This is a genomic window from Dickeya sp. NCPPB 3274 (genome assembly GCF_000406205.1).
GTDB lineage: Bacteria > Pseudomonadota > Gammaproteobacteria > Enterobacterales > Enterobacteriaceae > Dickeya > Dickeya fangzhongdai.
The window spans coordinates 1,413,477-1,440,384 of sequence record NZ_CM001979.1 but is presented as its reverse complement, the minus strand read 5'-3'; the positions used below and the strand labels follow the sequence as shown (position 1 = coordinate 1,440,384).

The following is a 26,908-nucleotide window of genomic DNA, read 5'->3' as shown; positions in this document are numbered from 1 at the left end:
TACTTCAACATTTTGGATGCCTCCCTTTAACGTAATACCGAAGCAGAATCCATGCATATTCAAATTTCATAACCATGGAATACCTCACGATCCTTTTGAACAACCAAAAACGACTGACATATTCAGGATAATGCCTTGCAGTTATTGCAAAGTCATATAATCTCTCTATAACTCTAAATTGTGAAACATTTTCTTTCTGCACTCTCGAAAGAGAGTGGCAGATCAAAGAAATACATTTTGCCAATAATAGAGAAGAATCAGACTTGACTATACTTCTCAGTCTCAAAAAAAAAGAAGTATCTATTCCATACAAAGAAAAACGCTCATCAAATACATCAGGATAATGTGATAGCATGCTATAAACTAATTTTTTGCTGATCGTCAGACCTGAAGAAATAGACATAAGAGAAGATAAATCAACCCATCCTTCATGCGCTACCACAACCCCCTGTTGAGTTGGGTAATAAAAACGCCCATCATCAACACTTAATATCCTGGGGATAATAATGTCAGCATCTGTTTTATAGATATTAAAAATAAAATCATCATCCAGTTGTGAATCATCATCAAGAATAACAAAATAATCAGAATCGATATTGCCATTGATAAACTCATTATAAAGTTTACTTAAGGGAGCATTCTCAAGACGGGACTCCAGCATTACGACCTTAAATGAAGAAACCAATGCCTGAAATAAACCATCATTGGTCTTTATCTCTTTAGGGCCGTTATTCAAAATTTTTAGCGAGACGTCAGAACAATACTTACATTGCAATAATGAATTTAGTGTTTTTGATTCATTTAACTCTTTATTAAACAATATAACCAAAATAGATATTTTTTTATTATACTTTATTTCTCTGTGGCTCATAATTGACCTCATGTTACTCTTTTAACTTTAAATAAAACCATCAAAAATGGTACTCATCATTGCAGAAACATGAAGAGAAATTAATTACAGCGAGGATGCTTACCGCGAAAAAAAGCCTGTATAGCAACCATCACGGTTTTAAAGCGTAATCGAACAAATTGTTTTAACAGCCGCCAGCCAAGATGGTAATACAAGTGAAACTGGGGATAACGGCGAGCCGAAATAGCCAGGTCGATCAGATTTTCTACTATTCTGAATTCGCATTCCTTTTTCTCCAAACGAGAAAGCCCATGCTCCAGATAACAACTGCTTCTCAGCGTAAATTTTTCACCGGACGCGCTCAGGCGATGTATGCGGCGAAACACGCTGACATCCACGCCGTACAGCGCGTAGTTTTCATCAAACAGCGACAGGCCGCGCCGTTCGAAGACATCCCATAACCGGCGGTGGATAATCAGCCCGGAGCCGATGGAAAAGGCCGTCGCCGAATCCAGATCCTGATAACTCAGTACAATTTTTCCATTTGATACCGGGTAATAGGTTTTGTAATGAATGCTGGAAATAATCCGCGGACATTCAATATCCGCCTGGGTATGCTCCACCGCGAACCAAAATGACTCATTAATGGTGGTATCATCATCCAGAATAACCCATCGCTCCACCTGCAGGTTGTCGGCGATAAACCGATTGTATACCTGGCTCAATGGCTGGTTTTCCAGACAATTAACCAGTTCCACCTGTTCATAAATCGTCTTCAGACGCAAAAAAAAACTATCTTCGTCGGAAATACGAAAAGGACCATTATTGTGAATGGTCAACTTGATCGATTTAAACGGATGCTGAATCAGCGTCTGTAAGGTTATAGACAACTCCAATCCCTTATTGTACAACACCACCAGAATTGCATTTTTAATCATAACTCTCTCTCCTGATAAAACAGGATTGCAATGACGATTCCATTCAGATGTATGGTATGTCCGTGTTTTATTATTACATGCTGGCGCACGGTTATTTTATTGGAGCAGCTATTTTATTGAAGCAGTGACTCTATTGACGCATCCCTACCATCCGATTACCCAGGATGTTCTTTTTCATTACTATAGAAAAGAACACCAATGTGATAATGAACTCGGTCGTCCCCACCGCAATTGCGACCCCATATACACCCCACCATTGGGCAAAGAAAAACAGATAGGAAAAATGGCACAGCAGGCCGACGAAATAGACCCGTTTCAGGTAGATGCTCAGCCCGGCCGGAATAATGATCAGGTTAACCAGAATAATCGACAGCGAGATAACAAACTGGGTAATGATCATGATCGTTAGCAAATGTCCGATATCATATTCCTTGCCGAAGACCCAGTGGATTATCGGCGCCCCCACCAGCAGATTGCCCAGAAAAGCGCTGGCGGTGAGCACAGAAAACATCATCATGACTTTTATCAGCCGGGTCCGAATCGCCGGGTACTCCAGGCGGTTGTAAAGGCCGCAGATGTGGCTGAAATTACCTTGCACTATCGGGTTATATAACTGGCGCAGCACCGATACCAGCCGATCCGCCACCGCGTAGTGGCCCAGCGTGGCGTCGCCGAACATAAACTTGATCACCACCGGATTCAGATACGTAAAACCTAGCGTGAACAATGACGCGGAAAAGTTATGAAAACTCTCCCGGATTTCGTCGGCCACCGTATGCCGGTTGACGCCGGAAAGCTGCCAGCTCACCGATTCGCGGCATTTCAACTGACACTGAATCACCAGCCCGACCAGCACCGGTGGAAACAGCTGAATCACCGCCGCCAGATAAATATCCACCGGCGCGCTGACCAGCAGGAAAATCAGGCCCAGCGCCAGCACACGGAACACCAGGTTCAGGATAGCCAGATGCGAGTTCTTCCCCAATCCCTGAAACAGCCAGGCGGCGGACAGCAGCGAGCTCAGCGAGGACGCCAGCCCGATGAAGAACAAGATGCCGTCTATCTTCGACTGGGCCGTCAACAGGTCGACTACCGTCCCCGCCGCCATCACTACCAGGAACAGCAATGTCTTGGCGCATTGCACATTCGAGTACAGGGCATTGATGGCCGCCATGTCGCCAGCATGCGCGCTGACTTTTCTGGCGGCCGAGAAGTTAAAGCCAAAATCGACAATAAACAACGCGATAAAGCTGATGGACTGGGCGTAACTGAGTTTGCCAAAAAACTCCGCGCCCAGCACCCTGGCGAGATAGGGAAAGGTCGCCAGCGGCAGCAGCATATTGGAAATCTGGATGATATAGAGATAGATAACCTCGCGCTTTATTGTCTTTTTGTCACTCATACCATCCACCAGATTGCACAACTCAGCAGTTTCCGCTCGCCGTTACGGGCGCGTCGCATCAACGACAGCTTACTCAGCACCCCCGCTTCTCCGCGAATCACCCGCAGAAAATCGGTGCTGTCGGACTGATGCTGCTGGCAGAAACTTTTCAGGGCGGTCAACATCATACGGCTGTGCTTGTGCCCCGTGGGGTAGCCCCTGAGACACAGCAGGCTGTCCGGCAGCAGGCGTTTTCGCAGGATACCGGGCACGCCGACGGTATTGTTGCCGTGCTGGCGATACTTGATCAGCGGCATATCCACATACGCAATCTTCCCGCTGTGAGCGGCGATCATCGCAATCCACCAGTCATGCATGCGGATGTCGTCCGGCATCGGTTCCATCAGCTGTTTCAATGCGCGATTGAACAGCATGGCGCAGCCAGGAATATGGTTGCTGACCACAAAGTCTTCCGGTTGGCTGGCCGCCGAGGACTTGATCGACGCGCGATAGAAGGAAGGATGCAACGGCCCCAGCACCGCATCCACGATCTCCAGATCGGAAAACGCCAGCACCGGCGTCGCCCCTCCCTGCTCGTGCGCTTTGGCTTCGTTCAGCAGCCGCTCCAGCTTTTCCGGAACCCAATAGTCATCCTGATCGCACAAAGCGATATAACGGTCTTCACAGCAGGCAATGACGCGGCGGAAGTTTTTCATCGCGCCCAGCCCGCCTTTGCCGGGATAAAGGCGGATTTTACCCTGCTGATAGAGTTCATGGCTCCGGATTACCTCCAGCGTGTTATCCCGGGAACCGTCGTCGCACACATGGATGATAAAGTCCTGATGCGTCTGATGCTGGATGGAATCCAGCTGCTGTCTGACATAACGGCCACCGTTATAGGTAGCCAACGCGATACTGATCCGATCGTGACCTGTCATCTCTGCCAACCGAAGATAAGGAAATACGAGAACGATGTGCGGTATACCCGCCTCTCCCGAACTGCAGGCGCACTGACCGTACAAATCCGCATCAGGGATTCGCCCGGTTATCGCCTGCAACTCGAAAGGAATAGGGCATCACGCCCCCACGGGTTTACCGCGCCTGAACATCATCAGACCAATTTGGGGATGATAACGCCCAACGCCTCCCGCCAGGCGGACGGCTGAATACCAAGCCGGGCGATTTTGCCGCAATCCAGCGTGGAATAAGCCGGCCGCGCTGCCGGCGTTGGGTACTGCTCAGTGGTAATGGCGTTGACCACCGGCGTGCGGGTCAGCAGTTGCTGCTCGCCGGCGATGGCGAAAATGGCGCCGGCAAAATCATGCCAGGACACCTCTTCATCGCCGCAGAAGTGATACAGACCGGCGTCGGCCTGCTGTTGCAACAGGCTGATGATGGCGTCGGCAATATCGCCGGCATAGGTCGGGCAGCCGCGTTGATCGGCCACCACGCCGAGGGTATCCCGATCCCGACCCAGCCGCAGCATGGTTTTGACAAAGTTGTTGCCGTACTCGCTGAAAACCCAGGCGGTACGCACAATCTGCGCCGCCGGGTTCACCTTCAGCACCGCCCGCTCGCCATCCAGCTTGGTCTGACCGTACACGCCCAGCGGGTGGGTAACGTCGGTTTCGCTATACGGCCGGGTCGCCGTACCATCGAACACATAATCGGTGGAGACATGGATAAAGCGCGCGCCCAGGTGACGGGCAGCGCGAGCCAGGTATTCCGGCCCGGCGACATTGATACGCGCCGCCAGTTCGGGTTCCGATTCCGCCTTGTCCACCGCGGTATAGGCCGCGGCATTGACAATGGCGTCCGGCTGCCACGATTTCACCGTAGCCTGCACCTGCGCTTCGTCGGTGATATCCAGCGAGTCCGTGTCCGTCGCCAGCACCGACCACCCGTCCGGCAGCCGATCCTGAAAGCAACGTCCCAACTGACCGTTAGCACCGGTTAACAAGACTTTCATGCCCATAACTCCTTAAAGGCTTTGCCCTTTTTATCCTTTTCCGACAACAGGGGGGAGGCTATCGGCCAGTCGATAGCGATATCCGCATCGTTCCATAGCAGGCAGTTTTCGTGAGCCGGGTTATAGTAATCGGTGCACTTGTATTCGAAATCCGCCAGTTCGGACAGCACCAAAAAACCGTGTGCCAGACCGGGCGGGATCCAGAACTGAGTCTTGTTTTCTTCCGACAACACGACGCCTTCCCAACGGCCGTAGGTCGGGGAATCCGGGCGAATATCCACGACGACGTCGAACACTTCGCCGCGCACCACTCGCACCAGTTTCCCCTGCGGATTGGCAGTCTGAAAATGTAACCCGCGCAGCACGCCTTTGGCCGAGCGGGAATGGTTGTCCTGCACAAAGTCCAGGTCGATATCCAGCATTTCCTGATAACGATTTTTCTCAAACGTTTCCAGAAAAAAGCCTCTGGCATCACCGAAAACCTTGGGCTGGATGATTTTGACGCCCTGAATGGCGGTATCATGAACTTGCATATCACATCCCTGTAAGTAGCTGGGCCAGATACTGACCGTAGTGGGTTTTACCAAGGTAGCGGGCTTCATCCGCCACCTGTTCACGGGTCAGCCAGCCTTTGCGGAACGCGATTTCTTCCAGACAGGCGACCTTAAAGCCCTGACGCTTCTCAATGGTGCTGATGAACTGAGAAGCCTCCAGCAGGCTGTCATGGGTGCCGGTGTCCAGCCAGGCAAAGCCGCGCCCCAGGACTTCCACATTCAGGTTGCCCTGTTGCAGATACATTTCATTGAGCGTGGTGATTTCCAGTTCGCCGCGCGCCGAGGGTTTAACCTGCTTGGCCATTTCCACCACGTGGCGGTCATAGAAATAGAGCCCGGTCACCGCCCAGTTGGACTTCGGTTTGCTGGGTTTTTCTTCCAGCGAAATCGCCTGATTGTTGTCGTCAAACTCCACCACGCCAAAGCGCTCGGGGTCCATCACCTGATAACCGAAGACGGTGGCGCCTTCGGTGCGGGCAGCCACGTTCTCCAGCTTCTTGCCGAAGCTCTGGCCGAAGAAGATGTTGTCGCCCAGCACCAGCGCGCACTGATCGCCGCTGATAAAGGTTTCGCCGATCAGAAACGCCTGCGCCAGGCCGTCCGGCGAAGGCTGCTCGGCGTAACACAGATTGATGCCGAACCGGCTGCCGTTGCCCAGCAGCCGACGATAGGCGGGCAGATCATCCGGGGTCGAGATAATCAGAATGTCCCGGATACCGGCCAGCATCAGTACCGAAATCGGGTAATAGATCATCGGTTTGTCGTAAATGGGCAACAGCTGCTTCGATACCCCGCGGGTAATCGGATAGAGTCGCGTTCCTGAACCGCCTGCCAGTACAATGCCTTTCATTGAACTTTCCTTAACTAGAATACGATTAAAGGGTTAAACCTAAGCGTTCACCGGTATAGGAGCCATCCTTAACGCTGCGCCACCAGGCCTCGTTCGCCAGATACCATTCCACCGTTTTGCGGATGCCGGACTCGAAGGTTTCCTGCGGTTTCCAGCCCAGTTCACGGTAGATTTTCGACGCGTCGATCGCATAACGCAGATCGTGCCCCGGCCGATCGGTCACATGGGTGATCAGCTCGTCGTAATGGCGGATGCCTGCCGGCTTCTCCGGCCGCAGTTCATCCAGCAGGGCGCAGATGGTTTTCACCACCTCAATGTTTTTCCGTTCGTTATGACCGCCAATGTTGTAGGTCTCCCCAACCTCGCCGGTGGTCACGACGGTGTAGAGCGCCCGGGCATGATCTTCGACGTATAGCCAGTCGCGGATCTGGTTGCCCTTGCCGTAAACCGGCAGCGGTTTTCCTTCCAGCGCGTTGAGAATCATCAGCGGAATCAGTTTTTCCGGGAAATGATACGGGCCGTAGTTGTTGGAGCAGTTGGTCACCAGCGTCGGCAGACCGTAAGTCCGCAGCCAGGCGCGCACCAGATGATCGCTGGCGGCTTTGGAGGCGGAGTACGGGCTGCTCGGCGCATAAGGCGTGGTTTCCGTAAACAGATCGTCGGTGCCGTGCAGGTCGCCGTACACTTCATCCGTGGAGATGTGATGGAAGCGGAAAGCCGCCCTGCTCGCCTCCGGCAGCGCCGACCAGTAATGCCGCGTCGCTTCCAGCAGGGTGTAAGTCCCGGTGATATTGGTTTCAATGAAAGCGGAGGGGCCGTCGATGGAACGATCGACATGACTTTCCGCCGCCAGATGCATTACCGCATCCGGCTGAAAGGTCGCAAACACCCGATCCAGCCCAGCCCGGTCGCAGATGTTGACTTTCTCAAACAAAAAACGGGGATCGGATGCTACTTCTTTCAACGACGCCAGATTACCGGCATAAGTCAGGCAATCCACCACCATTACCCGGTCCTGAGTGTGCTGAATGATATGACGCACCACGGCTGAACCAATGAACCCAGCCCCACCCGTTACAAGAATATTCATGAATAGTGACCTTTCAGAAAAAAATTAAGATATGGATTGATTCGTAACCGCTTTAAAAATTCCCAAACGATAATTTTGACATCCAGCCGACATTTAGTCTCGCCAAAATCGCTTATGCATACTGCAAAACTGAATCACTGATTTAGGCAACTTGCTATACTTTTGACCAAGTTTATAACCCATAATCTTCATAAAATTATTCAACAAGGCAACAGGAATATACTGAATACAGTGCTTTAACAGGTAACGCAGTTCGGAAAAGATAAACTTCAGCCCTTCTCCGCCTGCTCCCCCCACTTTATCTCGAATCCAGGGTTCAGCCGCGTGAAAAACCCCGATATCAAAATAACGCCTGAACTCTTCCATTGGACTGTAATTATGGGAATGCCTCACCGCTGCATCAGCCACATACGCCACCTTATAACCAGCCAGCACCGCTTTGGCGGTAAAATACATGTCTTCGCACAGGATGGTATCTGACGGAAAACCGCCTAATTCGTTAAACACTGAAACCCGGTAAGCCGAAAACGAATTGGACATAAACACAGTTTTAATACCAAGCCGCGGTGCATCTTCTATACTGCACACATGACCACGCTCCGGATAATTAAAGTAACGAGCATGACGGGCTATAGGGTTGGCATCGTGGTGCGGCAGTTGCCTGCCATACGCACAAGCGATGGTCGGGTCCTCAAAAGCGGCAACAATTTTTTCGATAAAACCAGATTCAGGGATAGCATCCTGGGTTAAGAATATGGCGATATCATAGTTATCGATATGCTTCTCCAACATCAGGTTACGAGTGCCACCATGATTGAAATCGTAGCTCTCAATAACCGCCACCTCAAACCCGGCATTTTTCGCTACCTCGACTGTATCATCCTGACTGCTGGAATCGATGATTTGTACATACAGGTCGTCACCGCCATATTTTTTGATATTCTCTACCGACGCCTTCCAGATAGCGCTTCCATTGTAGGTTGGTATTGACAAAAAATGTCGCATACGTATTTCCGTTTAATTAACTGCACTTAATGTCGGCGGCAGGAAAATATTTATTACCCTGCCGTTATACTTTTATTTAAATAATAACAAATCCAAATCAGCCTTGCATAATACCGCTTCGCCAAATTTTATTTATTTCGTTGTTTTTATTTCAGAATAATAGACCGATATAACATACCATTTATTACAATATTACTTTACAACGCTCTCATTCATCCCTAATTAGTACGCGCCATCTCTTTTCAGCACCACACCGACAGTTTTAAACAAGATGGCAACATCATTCCACATGGACCAGTTTTTCACGTACCAGGCATCCAGATAAACACGGGTTGCATAGTCTACATCGCTGCGTCCACTCACCTGCCACAGACCGGTCATGCCAGGTTTACTCAGCAGATAGTAATCCACCTCGTCAGAATAACGTTCCAGCTCTGCAGCGATAATTGGACGTGGCCCCACCAGACTCATCTCGCCTCTCAGCACATTAAACAGTTGGGGTAACTCATCAAGGCTGGTTTTACGCAGAAAGTGACCAATTCTGGTAATGCGCGGATCGTTTTTCAGTTTAAAGGTAGCATCCCACTCCGAACGAGCTTCTGGATCGCTTGCCAGTAGTTCGGCCAGCACCTCTTTAGAGTTGGTGACCATAGAACGGAATTTCAGGCATTTAAAGGATTTACCGCCTTGGCCGATACGCTCGTGACCATAGAGTGCTCGGCCACCGTCCTGCCTCACCTTGTAGCTGATATACATCAGTAAAGGAGAGAGCAGAATAATAATAGTGAGAGAGCCAATGGTATCAAACACACGTTTCAATACACGAGAGGACCATTCCACCTGGTTCTGATGCACGCGGAAAATCATCATTTCATGACTGAAGATAAACGACATATCGGTGCTGTAAAGTGGCATGCCTCGCAGAGTCGGGATCACCGAAACATAACGATAGCCGTTGATCATAAACTCCCGTAACCAGGCGTTGCGAATCTCACTCTGGAGTGATTCCACTGCAACGATGAACTGAGTTTTTTTACTCAATCTACCCTGTAACCATGTGACGTCATATAACATCACCGGCACCCCCTCAATTGTGTCCCCTTGTTTATCACCCTCTTCGCTGGAAATAAACCCGATGATGTGTAACCCCAGGTTACGTTCGTTCTTAATCGCCTTAAAGGCTTCACGAGCGTTTTTGCCGCTGCCAATAATAATGGTGTCGAGCTGCCAGAACCCCAGTTTGTTAAGTACCCGCTTCGTGGTCATCCTCGCTACCGGCACCAGAATCAACACAAACACCCAGGTTAACAACAGATACCGAGGGAAATACCACCTGGCAAAAGCGATTACCACAATTTCGATCACCGCAAAGATTATCAGCATGCGCAAGATCTCCTTCAGTTCTAGCAAGAAGGTTTTACGGTATGAATAATGTCGTAACCGCATAGAAAACCAGCCCACACAGCAAAATGCCAGCAGCCAGTGCAAAGCTATCCAGCCCGCGGCCTGATTATCTGGAATGCGCAGATCTTCTCGACTCAATAAGCCCACAGCTAAATAAAGAGACAGCATAAAACTCATTAAATCAGATAGTGCCAGTAATACACTGCTCCAAAAATTTCTTGCGAGAAAAGCCATATCTCCTCCTATCAATTATTGATAATACAGTTACAAGCCTACCAGATAGAGATAAGTAAGTTTTTATGCCCAGAGCATTAAAGCATGCTAACAGAGCATGATGCTGACTCAGAATGAATAGCCCAATATACTTATTTTTTAATATTACTTATGGCAAAGATTTTTATCGTCTACTCTCGTTATTTCGGCAAAATATTGTCAGCAAGAAATATACTTAACGAATTGAGAGATATAATGTAAATCTGCCTACACCCATAAAAAATCCTGCCAAAAATAAACCGTCTTTTCGACGACAGAAGAAAATACACGGCAAGAACACCAATTAATGGGCATCGAACTATGTTAAAGGCAGACGCACACTCAGCAAAGGCTCACTTCACCCATATCTAGCGTCTCGGATGTACATCCTTTCATGTTAACGAGTTGCTTTCATATTAACGAGTTGAAAAACGCGGCGACTTTTCCCTGCAATCGCTTACCCCGTCAACAACCACTGACTGTTCTTTGATAACAACAAACTACGGCAATATGAAGTATGACGGGTATATATTAAAATAAATAAAAACCTTACCAAGCATTGAGCGTTTTTCTAGTTAACGCTCAACCGATCAAAATTCATTATTTACCTTCAGCGCCGATAAGCATCACGCTGTTTTCCCGAACACTACATATTTAATAATGAAGTTTCGGGTTATACACTGTTCTTTTTATCTGAATCATAAGAATATTGATATGAATCATATCCATAACTGTAGTAACTCAATGCTCGACGGATAACCGCATTCAGGATCACTCCCTTTATCGGCGCACCATTCTGCTCAAAGCGTCGGATACTGATTTCCACCTCTTTCGGCGTGTTCGTTTCAAATCGCGCCACCAGCAGCGATGTTCCCGCCTGTCGGCTGATGATTGCCGCATCGGTCACGGCCAGAATAGGTGGTGTATCCAGCAACACAATATCGAAATTCCGGGCAGCCCATTCCACAAAAGCGACAAAGTTTTTATGCATCAACAGCTCTGACGGATTGGGTGGTATTTGCCCACGAGGAATAAAGAACATGTTGGCTACATCGGTGTTACGCGTGGCTTTTTCAACCTCAATTTGCCCGGAAAGAATATCCGACATCCCGTTATCTGGCGTAGTACCCAGCATATGATGGGTATAGCCTTTGCGCATATCGCAGTCGGCGATCAGCACCCGCTGCCCGGCCTGGGCGATTACCGCTCCTAAGTTGGCGCTGACGAAGGACTTACCGATCCCCGGACTAGCGCCGGAAATCATCAGCACATTGTTTTTTGCCTCCATCATGGCGAAGTGCAGACTGGTGCGCAGGCTGCGAATGGCTTCAACTGCCAAATCAGCCGGGTTTCCCACCGCCAACAAAGAGTTCGAGTGGGCATTGCGTTTGCGGTTCTTACCGGCAAACTCCCGGTCTTTCTTCTGTTGCCATTCCGACAGCGGTACGCTGGCGTACACATTGATGCCGAGTTCTTCCAGTTGTTCCGGGCTCTCGATACCGTGGTGCAACAGCGTTTTCAGCAGCACAAAGCTTACGGCAATCACGCCGCCCAGTACGACGGCCATGAGGATCACCAACGCTCTCTTCGGCTTCACTGGTTTTATTTGTACCTCGGCTGGATCAATGATGCGCACGTTGCCGACGGTACTGGCCTTGCTAATGCTCAGTTCCTGCTGCTTATTCATTAACTGGACATAGACTTCCTGCCCAACATTGACATCCCGCGTCAACCGCAAAATTTCCTGCTGGGTTTTCGGCATACTGCCCACGCGCTTGTTCAGGCTGTTACGCTCTTTCTCCAGCGTCACGCGCTTTTCCAGCAATGCCCGGTAGGCAGGGTGCTCGCGGGTATACAACTTGGAGATCTCGGCTTCGCGAAAAGTCAGCTGATTGAGCTGGGACTCCACATCCACGATAGTATCCAGCACGGATTTTGCCTCCAGCGACAGATCCACCGAGTCATTCTGCTGACGGAATTTATTGAGTTTATTCTCCGAGTCTTCCAGTGAGGCTCTCACGACCGGCAACTGTTGTTGCAAAAATACCAGGCTTTTCCCTGCCTCTTCAGACTTGCGCTCCACATTCTGTTCCAGGTAGTTCTGGCTGATGCTATTGAGGATTTTATTGATCAGAACAGGATCTTCCCCGGTCAGGGTCAAATCCAGTATCCCGGTGTCTTTGCCTTTATCCGCCACGGTTAGGTTCTTGAGTACGTCATTAATGGCGCTCAACTCATTCTTTTTCGTCACGACGAATGCTGTGCCCGGTACGGCATCGATATCGCTAACCAACAGTTCGACGCCATCATGACTCGCCAGTTGACCCACTTTACCTTCAAATGCTCCTGCGTCTTTGCGTTCAATACGATAAGCGCCGTTCCCCAACACTTCCAGCTTCATCGGCTCGTCCCGCTGCGACGCCGGCACCGACAGACGAGATACCAGGATTTTTCCAGGCGTCCGACCGAATAGTCGGGCCAGCCCTTTACCAACCACCGGGAAAAACTTCTCTTCGACTTCAGTGTCCAGTGACAGATCCTGCACCGTTTTACCGATCACCATCCGCGATTGGATCAGTTCGATCTCTGCAGAGGAATCCGGCTTGGCATCCGGCAGCACGCTGGAAATGTCTTTGAGCAGGTTGTCACTGGAATTCTGCTCCACTTGCACCAGCGCATCCGACTGGTAGATCGGCGTTGCCAGCAGCGTATACAGGATGCCCAGCATGGTGAAGATGGTGATAATGCTGATAATCAGCCAGCGGTGATCCAGTACGGTTCCCAGTAAACGTCCCAGGTCAATTTCATCCGCCTTATTCGCTTCAGATGTTTTCACGGCAATTTTCTCTGACATCGTAATCCCTGACTGGTTAACGGCTCAGCGCCTGCGCCCACTTGCGGGCAGATTGTTCAAGTTGGGTATACACAAACTCAAAGGCTTCCCGGCTTTTGCGGTACGGGTCGGTAATCTCCTGTTGGTTAAGCCAGTGCCCGAACAGCAGCGTTTTCCCGCGCACTTCCGGTGAGAAACGGCACACGGCATCGATGTGTCCCTTTTCCATCACCAGAATCAGCTCGTAATGCCGACACAGCGATCCGGTCAGTTGGCGCGCGACATGCCCGTCCAGCGACAGACCGTGTTCGGCGGCCACCAGGCTAGCCGTTTCATCGGCAGGTTTTCCGGCCATCGCCCGCCAGCCGGCGGAAACCACCGTTTTCCCCGGCAATGCCTGCTGTAACAGGCGTTCGCCGGTCGGTGAGCGACAGATATTGCCCTCGCAAATCACAAGAATACTGTTGAACATCGGCACGCCCCCCTACGACTACGGCCAGTTACGGATGCGCAGGCTACCTTCGCTCAGGTCGTTAAACCCGCTGATGGTCGGCACCAGTTGCGAAATCAGGCGGTTCCAGCGCGCTACCGGCGCCGAGGTGACATACACCACGTCATACGGTTGCAGCGGAAATTCGGAGCCCATCACCAACGCGGTAGCGTCTTTGGTATTGAGCTGATAAATGTTGGCCAGTTTCGGCCCTTGCGTACCACGCAGCGGTCGGATAACAAACACGCCGGTGGCGTCGGCCACCATCTGGTTCATCCCTTCGGCGCTGCCCAACGCTTCGGTCAGCGTCATGCCGCTGCGGTCCATCTTGAGGGTGGACTGCTTGTTCACCTCCCCCATCACGAACACTTTCAGGTCATCGTTGCGCGGCACGAACAGGATGTCGCCGGGATACAACAGGCGGTTCTGGGACAAATCGCCGTTCTGCATCAGCGCCTGCAGGGAAATGCGCTCGTCTTTACCGTTATGCGTCAGCACCAGATTGCGCCAGTCGGCAAACTCGCTTAGCCCGCCCGCGTTGTTGATCGCGTCCAGAATGGTCAACGGCACGTTGGAGATCGGTTGCTGGCCCGAACGCACCACTTCCCCGGTCACATAGGCTTTTTGCGATCGGAACGCGGCAATGCTCACTTCCACCTGCGGCGATTCGATGTACTGCGCCAGACGGCGCATGATTTCCTCGCGCACCTCGGTCAAGGTTTTATCTACAACGCGCAACTTGCCGATGTAGGGGTAAAAAATGGTGCCGTCCGAGTGAACCCAGTTACCGGTGTCAGCGGCGGTGCGGTAGGTCCCCGCCGGCGTAGTCAGTTCCGGGTGATCCCAGACGGTAACCATCAAGACGTCGCCGATGCCGATACGGTATTCGTAGCGTTTCAGCTCCGCATCCAGCGACGGGTTATTCTGGGCAATCGCCGGTCGCAGGCGCATTTTCTCTATCAGCAACGGGGTGACAGGATAAATATTGACCAGCTTATTGATATTGAAATCATCATCCGGTTGTTCTACGACCTCTTTTCCACTGGTAGAAAGGTGCGTACCTGGTACCAGCGTACAGCCAGCCAGGAATGTCGCCGACAACATCAGCGGTATAACTTTCAGTGTTGGTTTTAACATCCTTTATGCCATCGCTTTTCAGTAAAGTGAGAAACAAAGAGCGGTACTGCTCGATCGATAGCGCATTGGACGATCCGATTTCGCTCCGCAATGCGTTGATCCCTAATGATTTGCTTGAAAATGTTTTCACCCCGCCCAAAAATCCAAAAACTTATAACCAAAATTACCTTCACCATCGTTTAAATATTCAAACAGAAATAAGTAAAGCGTTGTTTTAGGTGACATTGTTTCAGGTGATAAGTCTCCGGCCGGAACGCGACTCAGGGTTTGTCGCCCACATGGAGACAAAACCAGGCCGTCGCGAGCCATAGGCATGCGTTTTGGTTTGGAAAGGGGGAATGGCGTCAGCATGGGCCGGTTGATGGCGACCCGTTTCGTTAGGCTGCGCGGTTACATCGTCGTTGCTGTAGGCAAAATCGTTGCTGTGAGCAAAATCGTTGCTGCGGGCAAAAAAAGGCGACGCGGGCGCAGGCGAAGCGCCGGTCAGGGGGAATGCCGCTGGTTGCGCCAGCGGTCTGAACGTCAGTGTCGGGTTTAACATCCTTTGCCATCGCCTTTCAGTCAAGTGAGTAACAGACAGCCCACACGTCAGGAATTCACGGTGGATCCGTTGACATCGTTGCCGTTTCGCTCATCGTCAAACAGGCGGTAAGGCCTGAATGCCGGCGGCTGAACGGTTTCAACGTCCTTGGAGGGCATAGTCTGAAACACAGCTCGTGGCTGTCGGGTGAATCGCATCAGGTACGCTACCGCCCTTGGCTCGTAGCTACCAACTCGCTGTCCCGTTTTCGTTTCAGACTCACCCAGCTATTGCTGTGACTCGTCATAACTGACTCGTAAAAATGGCTTGCAAAAACATTAATGACACTAAAGTTTCGAATTAAATATTTTTAAAGATGTGTCAATATCGCCACACCGGAGAGTAGTAAAAAATATTTGCTTATAACAAGACAAATATCTTCCTGGTGTTTTTTTTCGGAAAAATACTAACATTCCATGCAGTTTTTCTTATGATCAAAGATATTTTTATCATTAATAAACAAAAAGTTATGTATATCAGAGACATCTTAATAAATATTTCATTTTCATATAATAATTTTGTTAACAGATTAATGAGTTCATTAAATAGTCAGGGAATAGACTATTTTCCCGCCAGTCTTTCGGATTTGGCATATAATGCATCGCCTTAATGAAATGGATTATTTTTTAACCTGCCCGGTGATTTTTTGATTTCTCAAAACGTACTGCAATGCTTTCCATCTTGCTGAAAGTCCTGTGATCTCACTCACGCAAAAAAGCGGATGCCGGCACTCAGCAATTTGATATCAGTCAATCACGATCGGTCGCGTTATGGTTGAGCGACGCAACGCCTGATACGCTATGCGCATATCAACCTGATAAAGAAAAAGGTGAATTCAGCCTATGGAATGGATCGCTGATCCAACAATTTGGGCCGGTCTGGCCACGCTGGTGGTTTTGGAACTGGTATTGGGTATCGACAACCTGGTCTTTATCGCCATTCTGGCGGAGAAGTTACCGGAAAAGTCCCGGGATCGGGCGCGAGTTGTCGGGTTATTGCTGGCCTTGCTGATGCGGTTTGTACTGCTGTCGTCCATCTCCTGGCTGGTCTCGCTGACTCACCCGTTGTTTGCCGTTTACGGACACCCGTTCAGCGCGCGTGACCTGATCATGCTGGTCGGCGGCCTGTTCCTGCTGTTCAAAGCCACAATGGAGCTGAATGAACGGCTGGAAGGCAAAGACCAGGCGCAGCAAACCCAACGCAAGGGCGCGCGTTTCTGGCCGGTAGTCGCGCAGATTGTGGTGCTGGACGCGGTGTTCTCGCTGGACTCGGTAATTACCGCGGTCGGTATGACCGAGCATCTGCCGGTAATGATGGCGGCGGTCACTATCGCCATCGGCCTGATGCTGCTGGCCAGCAAGCCTCTGACGCGCTTCGTCAACGCGCATCCCACCATTGTGATCCTGTGCCTGAGCTTCCTGCTGATGATCGGCTTCAGCCTGGTTGCGGACGCTTTCGGCTACCCGATTCCAAAAGGTTACCTCTACGCTGCCATTGGTTTCTCAGTCATGATCGAGATGCTCAACCAATTGGCGCAGTTCAACCGTCGACGTTTTCTCTCGTCTTCAACCCCGTTACGCCAGCGTACGGCTGAAGCGGTATTGCGATTGCTGCGCGGCGAACATGAGGAAGCGGAGCTGGACAAACAGGCCGCCGACCGGGTGGCGGATAACACCGGCGGCATCGGCCAGCCGGTGTTCAACCAGCAGGAACAGCGCATGATCGAGCGCGTGCTCGGCATGTCGCAGCGTTCCGTCAGCAGCATCATGACCATCCGCCACGATATCGAGCACGTGGACGTCAACATCGACCCGGCGGACTTCCACGAACTGATGGAGAAAAATCAGCACACCCGGCTGGTGATGTTCGACAGCCATGTCTCCAGCGAACCGCTGGGCGTGGTGCACGTGATCGATTTGCTGCGTCAGCAGTTGCACGGGCAAGCGCTGAATCTGCGCGCGCTGATCCGCCAGCCGCTGGTGTTTCCGGAGCAATTGTCGCTGCTATCCGCGCTGGAGCAGTTCCGTGAAGCGCACACTCACTTTGCCTTTGTGGCCGACGAATTCGGCTCGGTCGAAGGGATTGTCACCCTGAGCGATGTCATGGAAACCATCGCCGGCAATCTGCCGCTGGAAGGAGAAGAGCTGGATGCCCGTCATGACATTCAGGAAAACGAAGACGGCACCCTGACCGCCAACGGCTATCTGCCGGTCGAGGATTTACTGATGTATATCCCGCTGCAACTGAATGAAAAGCGCGAATACCACACGCTGGCCGGCTTGCTGATGGAGTATGCGCAGAAAATCCCGCAGGAGGGCGATGAAGTGCGTATCGACAATACCCTGTTCCGGGTGCTGACCGTGGAAAGCCACCGCATCGTGAAGGTGCTGATTATCCCAGAACCCAATCCGCAGCCGGATTATGAGGTGTGACCCCACAAGGCATCACAGCACGCATGTACGACAAAGGCGGCCACGGCCGCCTTTGTATTGTTACTGAATGCCTTATGCTTTTTCACTGCAAGTACGCCATGCGCGCTACATGCATACACGTCACATGTTCGTCGCCGGAGTTTTTGACGCCGGCTGATTTTTCTCAGCCCAGTCATTCAGCCGTTTTTTCATTTCGTCCTGCAGCCGTTTGCGCAGCAACTGCTCGATCTGCAACTGGTAGTTCAGGTTGCCGAAATCGCCGTACAGACGGAACGGAATGGGGGTGTCCTGCAGCAGTTGCACCAGTTGGCTATCCCCTTTCCACCCTTGCGTTACGCGCACATCCAGATTGATGTCGCAGCGCTGGGCGGGCAAGTCGAACTGACCGTCGCCGCTGACCGTCAATGCCTCGGACTGCCCGGCCAATGACTGCAACTCCAGCTTGCCGGCGTTGAGCGTCGCTTCGCCGCTCATCTGCCGAATATCGGTGTAGCGGGCATAGTCGTCCGGCGTCTGAATGCCGCTGTTGCTACGCGCCGCCGCCTGCTGGATCAACTGTTGGACGTTCAGCCCCGACAGCCGCAGTTGGTCGAACTGCACCGACGCCGTTCCCCGCCATTGTGAGAGCAGCGCCTGCCGCGACAGGTCGTCGCCACTCAGCCGCCCTTGCAGGCTGAGTTTGCCCTGCAAACCGTCAGGTAGCCCGAACAGCGGCAGCAACGTCGACAGTTCCATTGATTTCAGGGTGGGCTGAATAATGATGGCAGGCGACGCCGCTACATCCATCGACCCCGGTAATGAGAAGCGCCCTTCCCCCACCTGGCCGCTGAAGTCGGCGACCCTGACTTTGCCGCGCTGATTGCTGCCCTTCAGGGTAAACTGGTTGACCGTCATGCCGTGATAAACCAGCGTATTGGCGGTCACCGACACGTTGGCAATGGAGCTGCGCAGCCCCTGATAAGGCTCCGGCGGCTGATCGTGTGAAAACACCGGCTTGGCGATTACCGTTTTGTCGCCGCCGTCGCTGGATGAAGCGGCGTGCGTCAACCCCAGCAATGCGTCCAGATCCAGTTTTTCCGACTGCAGATCCAGCACGTACTCCGGCTTGGCGCCGAAGGTAGTGGACAACGAACCGTTCAGTTGGCTGCTATTGGCGCTAAGAGCAAACTGGCTGATGGTCAGTTTCTCCGGCTGACGCTGATAACTGCCGCGAATCGTCCCTTTGCCGCTGATGCCCTCCGTCGGCAGCCCCGCGCCCTGCAACTGGTAACTGACGCTGCCGATATCGGCGCCGATCTGCTGCGGGTAGTTCTGCATATCCAGCATGGCGTTAAGCGAGAACGACAAATCACGCTGGTCGCGGTTAAAACGGCTGGAGAGCGACACCCGCACCTGCCGGGCGCTGTCGCTCTCCATCGTCAGGTTGATGTCGCGAACATTCAGCACCGGCGCGTTTCCGCGCTGGAACACCAGCAGGCTGTCCGCCACCTCAACCCGGTTGATATCAAAACGCCACTGGCTCTCCGGCTCCGGCGACGACGTCCCGCCCGGCGCAATCGGCACCGGACCGGCCACTCGCGCTGCACTGTCGGGCGTCAGGCGAATCACCGCGCCTTTGAGCATCACCTGTTTCACTTCCAACTGATGCGACAATAACGGCCAGAGTTTTACGTCCAGCCGCATATTCTCAGCGCTGATCACCGGTGCGGCCGCACCCGGCGCGCTCACCGACAGGCTGCCGGACAAAATGCTCAGTTGCGGCCAGACATGCCAGCGCAAGTCGCCATCCAGACTCAAGCGGTAGCCCGTGCGCGCCTCGACCTGCCGCACCATATAGGCCCGGAAATCGTTCGGGTTAATCAACACCACCAGCGCCGTCATGCCTGCCGCCAGCACCACCAGCAGAATCACCAGCGTGGTAAACAGTCTTCTCATGCCATCCTCGTTCGCTGTCGTACCTGGCCCAGCTAGTCTTTGTCAATCCGGCTTGCCACCGCGCCCTGCTGGTCCTTGTATTTCGCGTCTTCACGTCGGTTATACGGACGCGCGGCGGGACCGGAGAGCGGTTCGAAACTCAGCGCGCCGATAATCATGCCGGGACGCAGCGCCAGCGGCAGTTTGCCCGAGTTGTAAAACTCCAGCACGATACGACCCTGCCATCCCGGATCGATGCGGTGGGCGGTGACATGCACCATCAGTCCCAGACGCGCCAGCGAAGAACGGCCGTCCAGCCAGCCCACCAGATTATCCGGCAGCGTGACCGACTCCAGCGTCACCGCCAGCGCCAGTTCTCCCGGATGAAGGAAAAACGCGTCGCCTTCCGCCAGATTGATTTCATCGCTCATCACGCGATCCAGCGCGGCGCTGACTTCGTCCTTCGGCCCGCTCAGATCAATGAACGCGGCGGTGTGACCGCTAAACACCCGGAACTGATTACCCAGCCGCACGTCCACCGTGGCGCCGTTAATCCGCTCGATCGGGGGACGCGGCGTAATCGACAGCCGGCCGTCGTCCAGCCAGGTTTCAATGTCACGGTCACACAGTCTCATCATCTTCTCCAGTCAGACTCTCACAGGTGATCAAACTGCCACAGCAGCGCCGGAAATACCATGCCGGTTCCACCTGCTTTAAGGGTTTTCTCAACGAACAGCCTACTCAAAGAACTGGCTGATTTTCGCCTTCAGAATATCAATGGCGATGCGGTTCTTGCCGCCGCGCGGCACGATGATGTCCGCATATTGCTTGGACGGTTCGATGAACTGCAGGAACATCGGGCGCACCGTTTTCTGGTATTGCTCCATCACGGAATCCATCGAACGGCCGCGTTCATTAACATCGCGGCGCATACGGCGCATCAGGCAGATATCCAGCGGGGTATCGACAAAAATGGAAAAATTCAGTTCTTCACGCAGCCGGGCATCGGTCAACAGCAGAATACCTTCAAGAATAATCACCTTTTTCGGCGCCATATGCAGCGTTTCCTGCAAACGCGTATGCTGCACATAGCTGTACTGCGGCAACGCGATCGGCTGACCGGCCTTAAGCATCTGCAGATGTTGCAGCAGCAGGCTGTGATCCATCGAACTGGGGTGGTCGTAGTTGGTTTTGACCCGTTCTTCCATGGTCAGGTGGGATTGATCCTTGTAGTAACTGTCTTCCGGGATGACGCCAATGTGTTCATCACCCACCTGATCGCGCAATTCGCGGTACAGGGTGCTGGCAATAAGACTTTTTCCGGATGCGGACGCGCCGGCAATCCCGATGATGACACACTGGCGAGACTTATCAGTCATGGCAATAAAGACCTGAGTAACAAAAAATAAGGAGGGGGACATACCAGACTGTTCGGACGCGGCTTGCGCCGGGTTGTGCGCCGAAGGATAGCCATCAGCAGCATGCATGATTCATTGCGGGACACAGCCTGAGGAGTCTGGACGCGGCAATTATAGGGAGTTAGCACGATTCGCGCCAGTATTACGCGGGCTTATGCTATCGGTACGAACGGCATCCGACCGCGACATGCCGCCGGATGCCAAAGACAGCGGATACCACGCCGAATCACGGTATCCGCCGGACGAGATCACACCGCGCGGAACGCGATCTCCGTCGGGATCACCTCGCCCTGCCAGTACAGCTGGGCCGCCACCTGCCCCGCCAGTTCGCGGTACAACTGGGTGAATTCGCTGTCCGGCTGGCTGACCACGGTCGGTTCGCCGCGATCCAGGTCCTCGCGTAGAGAAATGTGCAGCGGCAACTGGCCCAGTAAGGCGCAGTGGTATTTTTCCGCCAGCTTCTGCGCGCCGCCGGTGCCGAAAATCGGCTCCAGATGACCGCAGTTGCTACAGATGTGCACGCTCATGTTCTCCACGATGCCCAGCACCGGCACCTGCACCTTCTCGAACATCACGATGCCCTTCATCGCATCCACCAGCGCGATATCCTGCGGGGTGGTCACCACCACCGCGCCGGTGACCGGCACGTTCTGCGCCAGCGTGAGCTGGATGTCGCCGGTGCCCGGCGGCATGTCCAGCACCAGATAATCCAGATCCGGCCACAGCGTATCCTGCAACAGTTGCAGCAACGCCTTGCTGGCCATCGGCCCGCGCCACACCATGGCGTTATCGTCGGTAACCAGATAGCCGATGGAGTTGGTGGCAAGACCGTGCGCCATGATCGGCGCCATATGCTGCCCGTCCGGCGAGGTCGGCCGCTCGCTGGCCGCGCCCAGCATGGTCGGGATGGACGGCCCGTAGATATCCGCGTCCAGAATGCCGACGCTGGCTCCTTCGGCCGCCAGCGCCAGCGCCATGTTCACCGCGGTGCTGGACTTTCCTACGCCGCCCTTGCCGGAAGTGACGGCGATAATGTTCTTCACGCCCTTGACGCCCGCCTGATTGTTGACGCGGCGCAGCGTGGCGACGTTATGGGTCAACCGCCATTCCACTTCACGAGCGCCGCAAAGGCGCAGCAATTCTTCGCTAACGCTGTCTTTCAGATCCGTCAGGCCGCTCAGCCAGACAAACGGCATGGTCAGTTCGATATGCAACACATCGTCCAGCAGCGCGCAATGGTGCAGCGCATTAAGCGTGGTCAGGTTATTTTTCAGCGTCGGGTGCGTAAAGGAGGACAGCACGCCGTTCACCATGGCGCGCAACATCTCGGGGTTTTGCGCAGGGAGTTTATCGTTCATCCCGGCTCCTTGAGTTGAATTAAAGTCGTTATAAAAACCGCCCTAGCATAGCAGAACGCCCGCGCGTGGGTGTATCGCCAATGTCCCGGCGCTGAAAAAACGGCGGAACCGCCCCTCGCCCGGCGCCACTCAAACCTTGCCTTCCCGCTATATAACGCGGGAAGCGCGGGTTTTGTTGGAGCCCGCCTCGCCCCAAGGTTTACGCATCAAGGCGCGATGGGGTAACATCAGGACTCCTTCTTAATTCATTCACCAACCAACAAGCAAGTTCCCCACTATGACTCAAGTCGCAAACAAAATTTTGGTAACGTGCGCGCTGCCTTATGCTAACGGTCCGATCCACCTTGGCCACATGCTCGAACACATTCAGGCGGATATCTGGGTCCGTTACCAGCGAATGCGCGGCAGTCAGGTCCACTTTATTTGTGCGGACGACGCCCACGGCACGCCAATCATGCTCAAAGCGCAGCAGATGGGCGTAGCGCCGGAGCAGATGATTGCGACGGTGAGTCAGGAACACCAGCAGGATTTCGCCGGGTTCAACATCAGCTACGACAACTACCACTCCACGCACAGCGAGGAGAACCGCGAGTTGTCCGGGTTGATTTACCGCCGGCTGAAGGAAAACGGTTTTATCAAAAACCGTACCATTTCCCAGCTGTTCGACCCGGAAAAAAGCATGTTCCTGCCGGATCGCTTTGTGAAAGGCACCTGCCCGAAATGCAAGGCGCCGGACCAGTACGGCGACAACTGCGAAGTGTGCGGCGCCACCTACAGCCCGACCGAGCTGATCGAGCCGAAATCCGCGGTATCCGGCGCCACGCCGGTGATGCGCGAATCCGAGCACTTCTTCTTCGACCTGCCGGCGTTCAGCGACATGCTGCAAAGCTGGACCCGTTCCGGCGCGTTGCAGGAGCAGGTCGCCAACAAGATGCAGGAGTGGTTCGACGCCGGGCTGCAACAGTGGGATATCACCCGCGACGCGCCCTATTTCGGTTTCGAAGTGCCGGACGCGCCGGGCAAATATTTCTACGTCTGGCTGGACGCGCCGATCGGCTACATGGGGTCGTTCAAAAACCTGTGCGACAAGCGCGGCGACCTCAGCTTCGATGAGTTCTGGCGTAAAGATTCCAGCACCGAACTGTACCACTTCATCGGCAAGGACATCGTTTACTTCCACAGCCTGTTCTGGCCGGCGATGCTGGAAGGCAGCGGTTTCCGCAAGCCGACCAACCTGTTCGTGCACGGCTATGTGACCGTTAACGGCGCCAAGATGTCCAAGTCGCGCGGCACCTTCATCAAGGCCGACACCTACCTGAAGCATCTGGACGCCGACTGCCTGCGTTACTACTACGCCGCCAAGCTTTCTTCCCGTATTGATGACATCGACCTCAATCTGGAAGATTTCGTGCAGCGCGTGAACGCCGACATCGTCAACAAGGTGGTCAATCTGGCTTCGCGCAACGCCGGTTTCATCAACAAACGCTTTGACGGCAAGCTGGCCGACCAACTGGCGGATCCGGCGCTGTATCAAACCTTCATCGACGCGGCGCAGACCATCGCCGATGCCTACAGCAGCCGTGAATCCGGCAAGGCTGTCCGTGAAATCATGGCGCTGGCGGACCTCGCCAACCGCTATGTCGACGAGCAGGCGCCGTGGGTAGTCGCCAAACAGGAAGGCCGCGACGCCGACCTGCAGGCGATTTGCTCGATGGGCATCAACCTGTTCCGCGTACTGATGACCTACCTGAAGCCGGTACTGCCGTCGCTGTCGGAACGCGCCGAAGCGTTTCTGCAGAGCGAACTGCGCTGGGACACGCTGGCGCAGCCGTTGACAAACCATCAGGTTGGCGCGTTCAAGGCGCTGTTCAACCGTATCGACATCGCGCAGGTACAGGGTATGGTCGACGCCTCCAAAGAGGAAGCCGCCGCGGCAGCCGCCAAACCGGTATCCGGCCCGCTGGCCGACAACCCGATTCAGGACACCATCGACTTCGCCGATTTCGACAAAGTGGACATGCGCGTCGCCTTGATCCAGAAAGCCGAACTGGTGGATGGCTCGGACAAGCTGTTGCGTCTGACGTTGGATCTGGGCGGCCAGACCCGTCAGGTGTTCTCCGGCATCCGCGCCGCTTACCCTGATCCGTCCGCGCTGGAAGGCCGCCTGACCGTAATGGTCGCCAACCTGGCGCCGCGTAAAATGCGCTTTGGGGTGTCCGAAGGCATGGTGATGGCCGCCGGCCCCGGCGGGAAAGACATTTTCCTGCTGAGTCCCGACAGCGGCGCCCAGCCGGGGATGCAAATCAAGTAAGCCTGCTCGCATCAGGCCGGTTCGCCCGGCCTGATGCGCTATTCGTCAACGTACTATTTTTTCAAAGTACTATTTTTTCACCGCACTATCTTTATCAACGCACTGTATTTATCAACACACTGTATTTATCAACGTACTATTTCGTCACGACACCGCTTCGTCGCCACGCCGTTCTCTTCCCGCCTTACGCTGTTCACACCTCTGACCATGTCGTTATTCGGATAAACAGCATAGCGCTTTCGCCACAGTCGTGATAAACAGTGCCTGGTCGTGATTATCACGCCACGCACTTAGCTGCGTGCGAGTTGGCCTGCACCTTCGCGCCGTGCGTGATGGTCACGACGCCATGCCTATCATCGATCATGGAGGAATGTCGAATGTCCCGTATTACCCCTTTGCTGTTGAGCGCAGCCCTGCTTGCCGCCGCGACGCCGGCTATAGCGTCCAAATCGCTGAAAAGCGCCGATGAGGTGATTACTTCGCTGAATAAAGGGCGCAGCGTCAATGTCACCATCGACCTGTCCGCCTGTACGCCGCAGGATGGCACCCCGGCCAGCAAGACCCGCGGCGGCCTGCACATCAATGCGTATCGCCTGATTGATAGCGGTACGCTGTCGTTCAGCGACGAGCACTTCACCGTCGCCAACGACGGCACGCCGATTCAGCAGTTCATGCGTTATCAGGTTCAGCCGGACAACACGGTGCGTTTCACCACCTACATGTACAACCTGCCTAGCCTGCAACAGCGCGGCAATACCCTGAGCTACCTGTGTAAACTGGGTCAGGATATCGGTTTCTTCGTACAGTAAGTCTTGCCAAACGCGCCCGGTCGGCTGGTCGGGCGCGTTTCTTTTCCGCGCGTTTCCCGCCAGTTGGCCCGCCGTATCTCATTGAACAAAAAGTTATAAGCTAAACCTAAAAGACATAACTCGCCCCCTTTGCACGCTGTGGCGTTACCCGCTATGATTCCTCATCACTCAAATAGACATCCAGACATAAAGATATCCATAAAACTGGCAAACCTGATTTCACAACACCGAGGATTGATCATGAAGAAATTCCCTGTCGCACTGCTGGCTCTGAGCCTGACAGCCTCGTTCTCCACGCTGGCCGCGGAGACGCCGGCTACCGCAGCGCCCGTTCCGGCCGTCATCGCCAACCATCAGGGACCGGTGCGCATCGCCGTGATCCGTAATCTCGGTTCGGACGACAACACCACCCAGTTCGTTTCCGGCGTACTGGAAGAAGGCAAGAAGCTGGGATTCAAGGTAAGCACCTTCCTGAGCAACGGCGACGACGCCAAATTTCAGGACTTCGTCAATCAGGCCATCAGCCAGAAATACGACGGCATCATTCTGTCGCAGGGCCGCGCGCCCTATTCCACCGAACTGATTCAGCGCATTGTCGACAGCGGCATCAAGGTGGCGGTGTTTGACACCGCGGTGGATCGCACGATTCCGGGCGTCACCGTTACCCAGCAGGACGACGCTTCGCTGACCAACGAATCGTTGGGCCAGTTGGTGAAGGATTTCAACGGTAAAGCCAACATCATCAAACTGTGGGTCGCCGGTTTCCCGCCGATGGAGCGTCGTCAGACGGCTTACCAGCAAATTCTGAAAGACAATCCGGGCATTAAAGAACTGGAATCCATCGGCGCGGTTTCCTCTGACGTGCAGGGCGATACCGCCAATAAAGTGGGCGCGATTCTGGCGAAATACCCGAAAGGCAAGATTGACGCCATCTGGGGCGCCTGGGATGCTTTCAGTCAGGGTGCGTACAAGGCGCTGAAAGAGAACGGCCGCACCGAAATCAAACTGTATAGCATCGATATTTCCAATCAGGACCTGCAACTGATGCGCGAAGCCAACAGCCCGTGGAAAGTAAGCGTGGCGGTGGATCCGAAGCTGATCGGCAAGGTCAACCTGCGTCTGGTCGCCAACAAGATCGCCGGCGAGCCGACGCCGGCAACCTACGAATTCCGCGCCGCCAGTATTCCGCAGGCATTGCTGGCAAGCCAGCCGGGCCCGGTCAACGTAACAGGGCTGGCGAAAATCATCCCGGGCTGGGGCCAGACCACTGACTTTATTGCGCCGTGGTTTGCTACACTGGAAGCCAAAAGTAAATAAAAGTCTGTCATAACGG

The 26,908-nt window shown here is 53.5% G+C and carries 21 protein-coding genes; 4 read left to right on the top strand and 17 right to left on the bottom strand.

All coding sequences use genetic code 11. The features are described from left to right. Window positions 1–4: 4 nt before the first annotated feature. The 13 genes from DXX3274_RS07225 to DXX3274_RS07165 form a co-directional block, all read right to left on the bottom strand. Window positions 5–871, bottom strand: coding sequence for a hypothetical protein (locus DXX3274_RS07225; protein WP_042859237.1), 867 nt, complete (start codon window positions 869–871; stop codon window positions 5–7). An 80-nt stretch (window positions 872–951) separates the two neighbouring features. Continuing rightward, the gene (locus tag DXX3274_RS07220; protein WP_042859236.1) at window positions 952–1,788 is read right to left on the bottom strand and encodes a glycosyltransferase family 2 protein; all 837 of its coding nucleotides are present in this window, start codon (window positions 1,786–1,788) and stop codon (window positions 952–954) included. 130 nt (window positions 1,789–1,918) lie between these two features. Continuing rightward, on the bottom strand, window positions 1,919–3,190 hold the full coding sequence (locus DXX3274_RS07215; RefSeq protein WP_042859235.1) for an oligosaccharide flippase family protein: 1,272 nt from the start codon (window positions 3,188–3,190) through the stop codon (window positions 1,919–1,921). Then, window positions 3,187–4,107: a glycosyltransferase family 2 protein gene (locus DXX3274_RS07210; protein ID WP_042859234.1), complete on the bottom strand. Its 921-nt coding sequence runs from the start codon at window positions 4,105–4,107 to the stop codon at window positions 3,187–3,189. The genes DXX3274_RS07215 and DXX3274_RS07210 overlap by 4 nt, the downstream gene beginning before the upstream one ends. A 173-nt stretch (window positions 4,108–4,280) precedes the next feature. Then, a complete protein-coding gene (gene rfbD / locus DXX3274_RS07205) occupies window positions 4,281–5,138 on the bottom strand; it encodes a dTDP-4-dehydrorhamnose reductase (RefSeq protein WP_042859233.1) in 858 nt (285 codons plus the stop codon). Beyond that, the gene (rfbC, locus tag DXX3274_RS07200; protein ID WP_042859232.1) at window positions 5,135–5,671 is read right to left on the bottom strand and encodes a dTDP-4-dehydrorhamnose 3,5-epimerase; all 537 of its coding nucleotides are present in this window, start codon (window positions 5,669–5,671) and stop codon (window positions 5,135–5,137) included. The genes rfbD and rfbC overlap by 4 nt, the downstream gene beginning before the upstream one ends. Window position 5,672: 1 nt before the next feature. Continuing rightward, the gene (gene rfbA / locus DXX3274_RS07195; RefSeq protein ID WP_042859231.1) at window positions 5,673–6,542 is read right to left on the bottom strand and encodes a glucose-1-phosphate thymidylyltransferase RfbA; all 870 of its coding nucleotides are present in this window, start codon (window positions 6,540–6,542) and stop codon (window positions 5,673–5,675) included. 25 nt (window positions 6,543–6,567) lie between these two features. Further along, on the bottom strand, window positions 6,568–7,632 hold the full coding sequence (gene rffG, locus DXX3274_RS07190; protein ID WP_038660659.1) for a dTDP-glucose 4,6-dehydratase: 1,065 nt from the start codon (window positions 7,630–7,632) through the stop codon (window positions 6,568–6,570). Window positions 7,633–7,725: 93 nt separating this feature from the next. Continuing rightward, window positions 7,726–8,637, bottom strand: a complete 912-nt coding sequence (locus tag DXX3274_RS07185) for a glycosyltransferase family 2 protein (RefSeq protein ID WP_042859230.1) — start codon at window positions 8,635–8,637, stop codon at window positions 7,726–7,728. 222 nt (window positions 8,638–8,859) lie between these two features. Continuing rightward, window positions 8,860–10,275 (bottom strand): undecaprenyl-phosphate galactose phosphotransferase WbaP, encoded by a 1,416-nt coding sequence (gene wbaP / locus DXX3274_RS07180; protein ID WP_042859229.1) that lies wholly within the window; start codon window positions 10,273–10,275, stop codon window positions 8,860–8,862. Window positions 10,276–10,966: 691 nt separating this feature from the next. Then, a complete protein-coding gene (gene wzc / locus DXX3274_RS07175; protein ID WP_042859228.1) occupies window positions 10,967–13,147 on the bottom strand; it encodes a tyrosine-protein kinase Wzc in 2,181 nt (726 codons plus the stop codon). A gap of 16 nt (window positions 13,148–13,163) precedes the next feature. Then, window positions 13,164–13,598, bottom strand: a complete 435-nt coding sequence (locus tag DXX3274_RS07170; protein WP_042859227.1) for a protein-tyrosine-phosphatase — start codon at window positions 13,596–13,598, stop codon at window positions 13,164–13,166. Window positions 13,599–13,616: 18 nt separating this feature from the next. After that, entirely contained in the window at window positions 13,617–14,753 is a 1,137-nt protein-coding gene (locus DXX3274_RS07165) for a polysaccharide export protein (protein WP_042859226.1), read from the bottom strand. 1,422 nt (window positions 14,754–16,175) lie between these two features. On the opposite strand from DXX3274_RS07165, the gene DXX3274_RS07155 reads away from it, so the two are divergent. Then, window positions 16,176–17,765 carry a TerC family protein gene (locus DXX3274_RS07155; RefSeq protein ID WP_042859224.1) on the top strand — a complete coding sequence of 530 codons (1,590 nt, stop codon included), beginning with the start codon at window positions 16,176–16,178 and terminating at the stop codon, window positions 17,763–17,765. 120 nt (window positions 17,766–17,885) lie between these two features. On the opposite strand, the gene asmA is transcribed toward DXX3274_RS07155, so the two are convergent. From asmA to apbC, 4 genes are all read right to left on the bottom strand, one after another. Next, window positions 17,886–19,700, bottom strand: coding sequence for an outer membrane assembly protein AsmA (gene asmA, locus DXX3274_RS07150; protein WP_042859223.1), 1,815 nt, complete (start codon window positions 19,698–19,700; stop codon window positions 17,886–17,888). A 32-nt stretch (window positions 19,701–19,732) separates the two neighbouring features. Beyond that, entirely contained in the window at window positions 19,733–20,314 is a 582-nt protein-coding gene (gene dcd, locus DXX3274_RS07145) for a dCTP deaminase (RefSeq protein WP_038660695.1), read from the bottom strand. A 102-nt stretch (window positions 20,315–20,416) separates the two neighbouring features. Further along, window positions 20,417–21,058: a uridine kinase gene (gene udk, locus DXX3274_RS07140; protein ID WP_038668757.1), complete on the bottom strand. Its 642-nt coding sequence runs from the start codon at window positions 21,056–21,058 to the stop codon at window positions 20,417–20,419. A 287-nt stretch (window positions 21,059–21,345) separates the two neighbouring features. Next, window positions 21,346–22,455, bottom strand: coding sequence for an iron-sulfur cluster carrier protein ApbC (gene apbC / locus DXX3274_RS07135; RefSeq protein ID WP_042859222.1), 1,110 nt, complete (start codon window positions 22,453–22,455; stop codon window positions 21,346–21,348). 277 nt (window positions 22,456–22,732) lie between these two features. Here apbC and metG point away from each other — a divergent pair, with 277 nt between their 5' ends. The 3 genes from metG (at window position 22,733) to DXX3274_RS07120 (ending at window position 26,892) form a co-directional block, all read left to right on the top strand. Next, window positions 22,733–24,766 (top strand): methionine--tRNA ligase, encoded by a 2,034-nt coding sequence (gene metG, locus DXX3274_RS07130; RefSeq protein ID WP_042859221.1) that lies wholly within the window; start codon window positions 22,733–22,735, stop codon window positions 24,764–24,766. A 377-nt stretch (window positions 24,767–25,143) separates the two neighbouring features. Continuing rightward, window positions 25,144–25,575 (top strand): VirK family protein, encoded by a 432-nt coding sequence (locus tag DXX3274_RS07125; RefSeq protein WP_042859220.1) that lies wholly within the window; start codon window positions 25,144–25,146, stop codon window positions 25,573–25,575. Between the two features lie 240 nt (window positions 25,576–25,815). After that, window positions 25,816–26,892, top strand: coding sequence for a sugar ABC transporter substrate-binding protein (locus DXX3274_RS07120; RefSeq protein WP_042859219.1), 1,077 nt, complete (start codon window positions 25,816–25,818; stop codon window positions 26,890–26,892). Window positions 26,893–26,908: the final 16 nt, after the last annotated feature.

What these genes read in the sequence shown, in the direction of transcription:
- DXX3274_RS07225 (WP_042859237.1), bottom strand. Translation starts at nt 871, where the DNA reads ATGAGCCACAGAGAAATAAAGTATAATAAAAAAATATCTATTTTGGTT.
- DXX3274_RS07220 (WP_042859236.1), bottom strand. Translation starts at nt 1,788, where the DNA reads ATGATTAAAAATGCAATTCTGGTGGTGTTGTACAATAAGGGATTGGAG.
- DXX3274_RS07215 (WP_042859235.1), bottom strand. Translation starts at nt 3,190, where the DNA reads ATGAGTGACAAAAAGACAATAAAGCGCGAGGTTATCTATCTCTATATC.
- DXX3274_RS07210 (WP_042859234.1), bottom strand. Translation starts at nt 4,107, where the DNA reads ATGACAGGTCACGATCGGATCAGTATCGCGTTGGCTACCTATAACGGT.
- rfbD (WP_042859233.1), bottom strand. Translation starts at nt 5,138, where the DNA reads ATGAAAGTCTTGTTAACCGGTGCTAACGGTCAGTTGGGACGTTGCTTT.
- rfbC (WP_042859232.1), bottom strand. Translation starts at nt 5,671, where the DNA reads ATGCAAGTTCATGATACCGCCATTCAGGGCGTCAAAATCATCCAGCCC.
- rfbA (WP_042859231.1), bottom strand. Translation starts at nt 6,542, where the DNA reads ATGAAAGGCATTGTACTGGCAGGCGGTTCAGGAACGCGACTCTATCCG.
- rffG (WP_038660659.1), bottom strand. Translation starts at nt 7,632, where the DNA reads ATGAATATTCTTGTAACGGGTGGGGCTGGGTTCATTGGTTCAGCCGTG.
- DXX3274_RS07185 (WP_042859230.1), bottom strand. Translation starts at nt 8,637, where the DNA reads ATGCGACATTTTTTGTCAATACCAACCTACAATGGAAGCGCTATCTGG.
- wbaP (WP_042859229.1), bottom strand. Translation starts at nt 10,275, where the DNA reads ATGGCTTTTCTCGCAAGAAATTTTTGGAGCAGTGTATTACTGGCACTA.
- wzc (WP_042859228.1), bottom strand. Translation starts at nt 13,147, where the DNA reads ATGTCAGAGAAAATTGCCGTGAAAACATCTGAAGCGAATAAGGCGGAT.
- DXX3274_RS07170 (WP_042859227.1), bottom strand. Translation starts at nt 13,598, where the DNA reads ATGTTCAACAGTATTCTTGTGATTTGCGAGGGCAATATCTGTCGCTCA.
- DXX3274_RS07165 (WP_042859226.1), bottom strand. Translation starts at nt 14,753, where the DNA reads ATGTTAAAACCAACACTGAAAGTTATACCGCTGATGTTGTCGGCGACA.
- DXX3274_RS07155 (WP_042859224.1), top strand. Translation starts at nt 16,176, where the DNA reads ATGGAATGGATCGCTGATCCAACAATTTGGGCCGGTCTGGCCACGCTG.
- asmA (WP_042859223.1), bottom strand. Translation starts at nt 19,700, where the DNA reads ATGAGAAGACTGTTTACCACGCTGGTGATTCTGCTGGTGGTGCTGGCG.
- dcd (WP_038660695.1), bottom strand. Translation starts at nt 20,314, where the DNA reads ATGAGACTGTGTGACCGTGACATTGAAACCTGGCTGGACGACGGCCGG.
- udk (WP_038668757.1), bottom strand. Translation starts at nt 21,058, where the DNA reads ATGACTGATAAGTCTCGCCAGTGTGTCATCATCGGGATTGCCGGCGCG.
- apbC (WP_042859222.1), bottom strand. Translation starts at nt 22,455, where the DNA reads ATGAACGATAAACTCCCTGCGCAAAACCCCGAGATGTTGCGCGCCATG.
- metG (WP_042859221.1), top strand. Translation starts at nt 22,733, where the DNA reads ATGACTCAAGTCGCAAACAAAATTTTGGTAACGTGCGCGCTGCCTTAT.
- DXX3274_RS07125 (WP_042859220.1), top strand. Translation starts at nt 25,144, where the DNA reads ATGTCCCGTATTACCCCTTTGCTGTTGAGCGCAGCCCTGCTTGCCGCC.
- DXX3274_RS07120 (WP_042859219.1), top strand. Translation starts at nt 25,816, where the DNA reads ATGAAGAAATTCCCTGTCGCACTGCTGGCTCTGAGCCTGACAGCCTCG.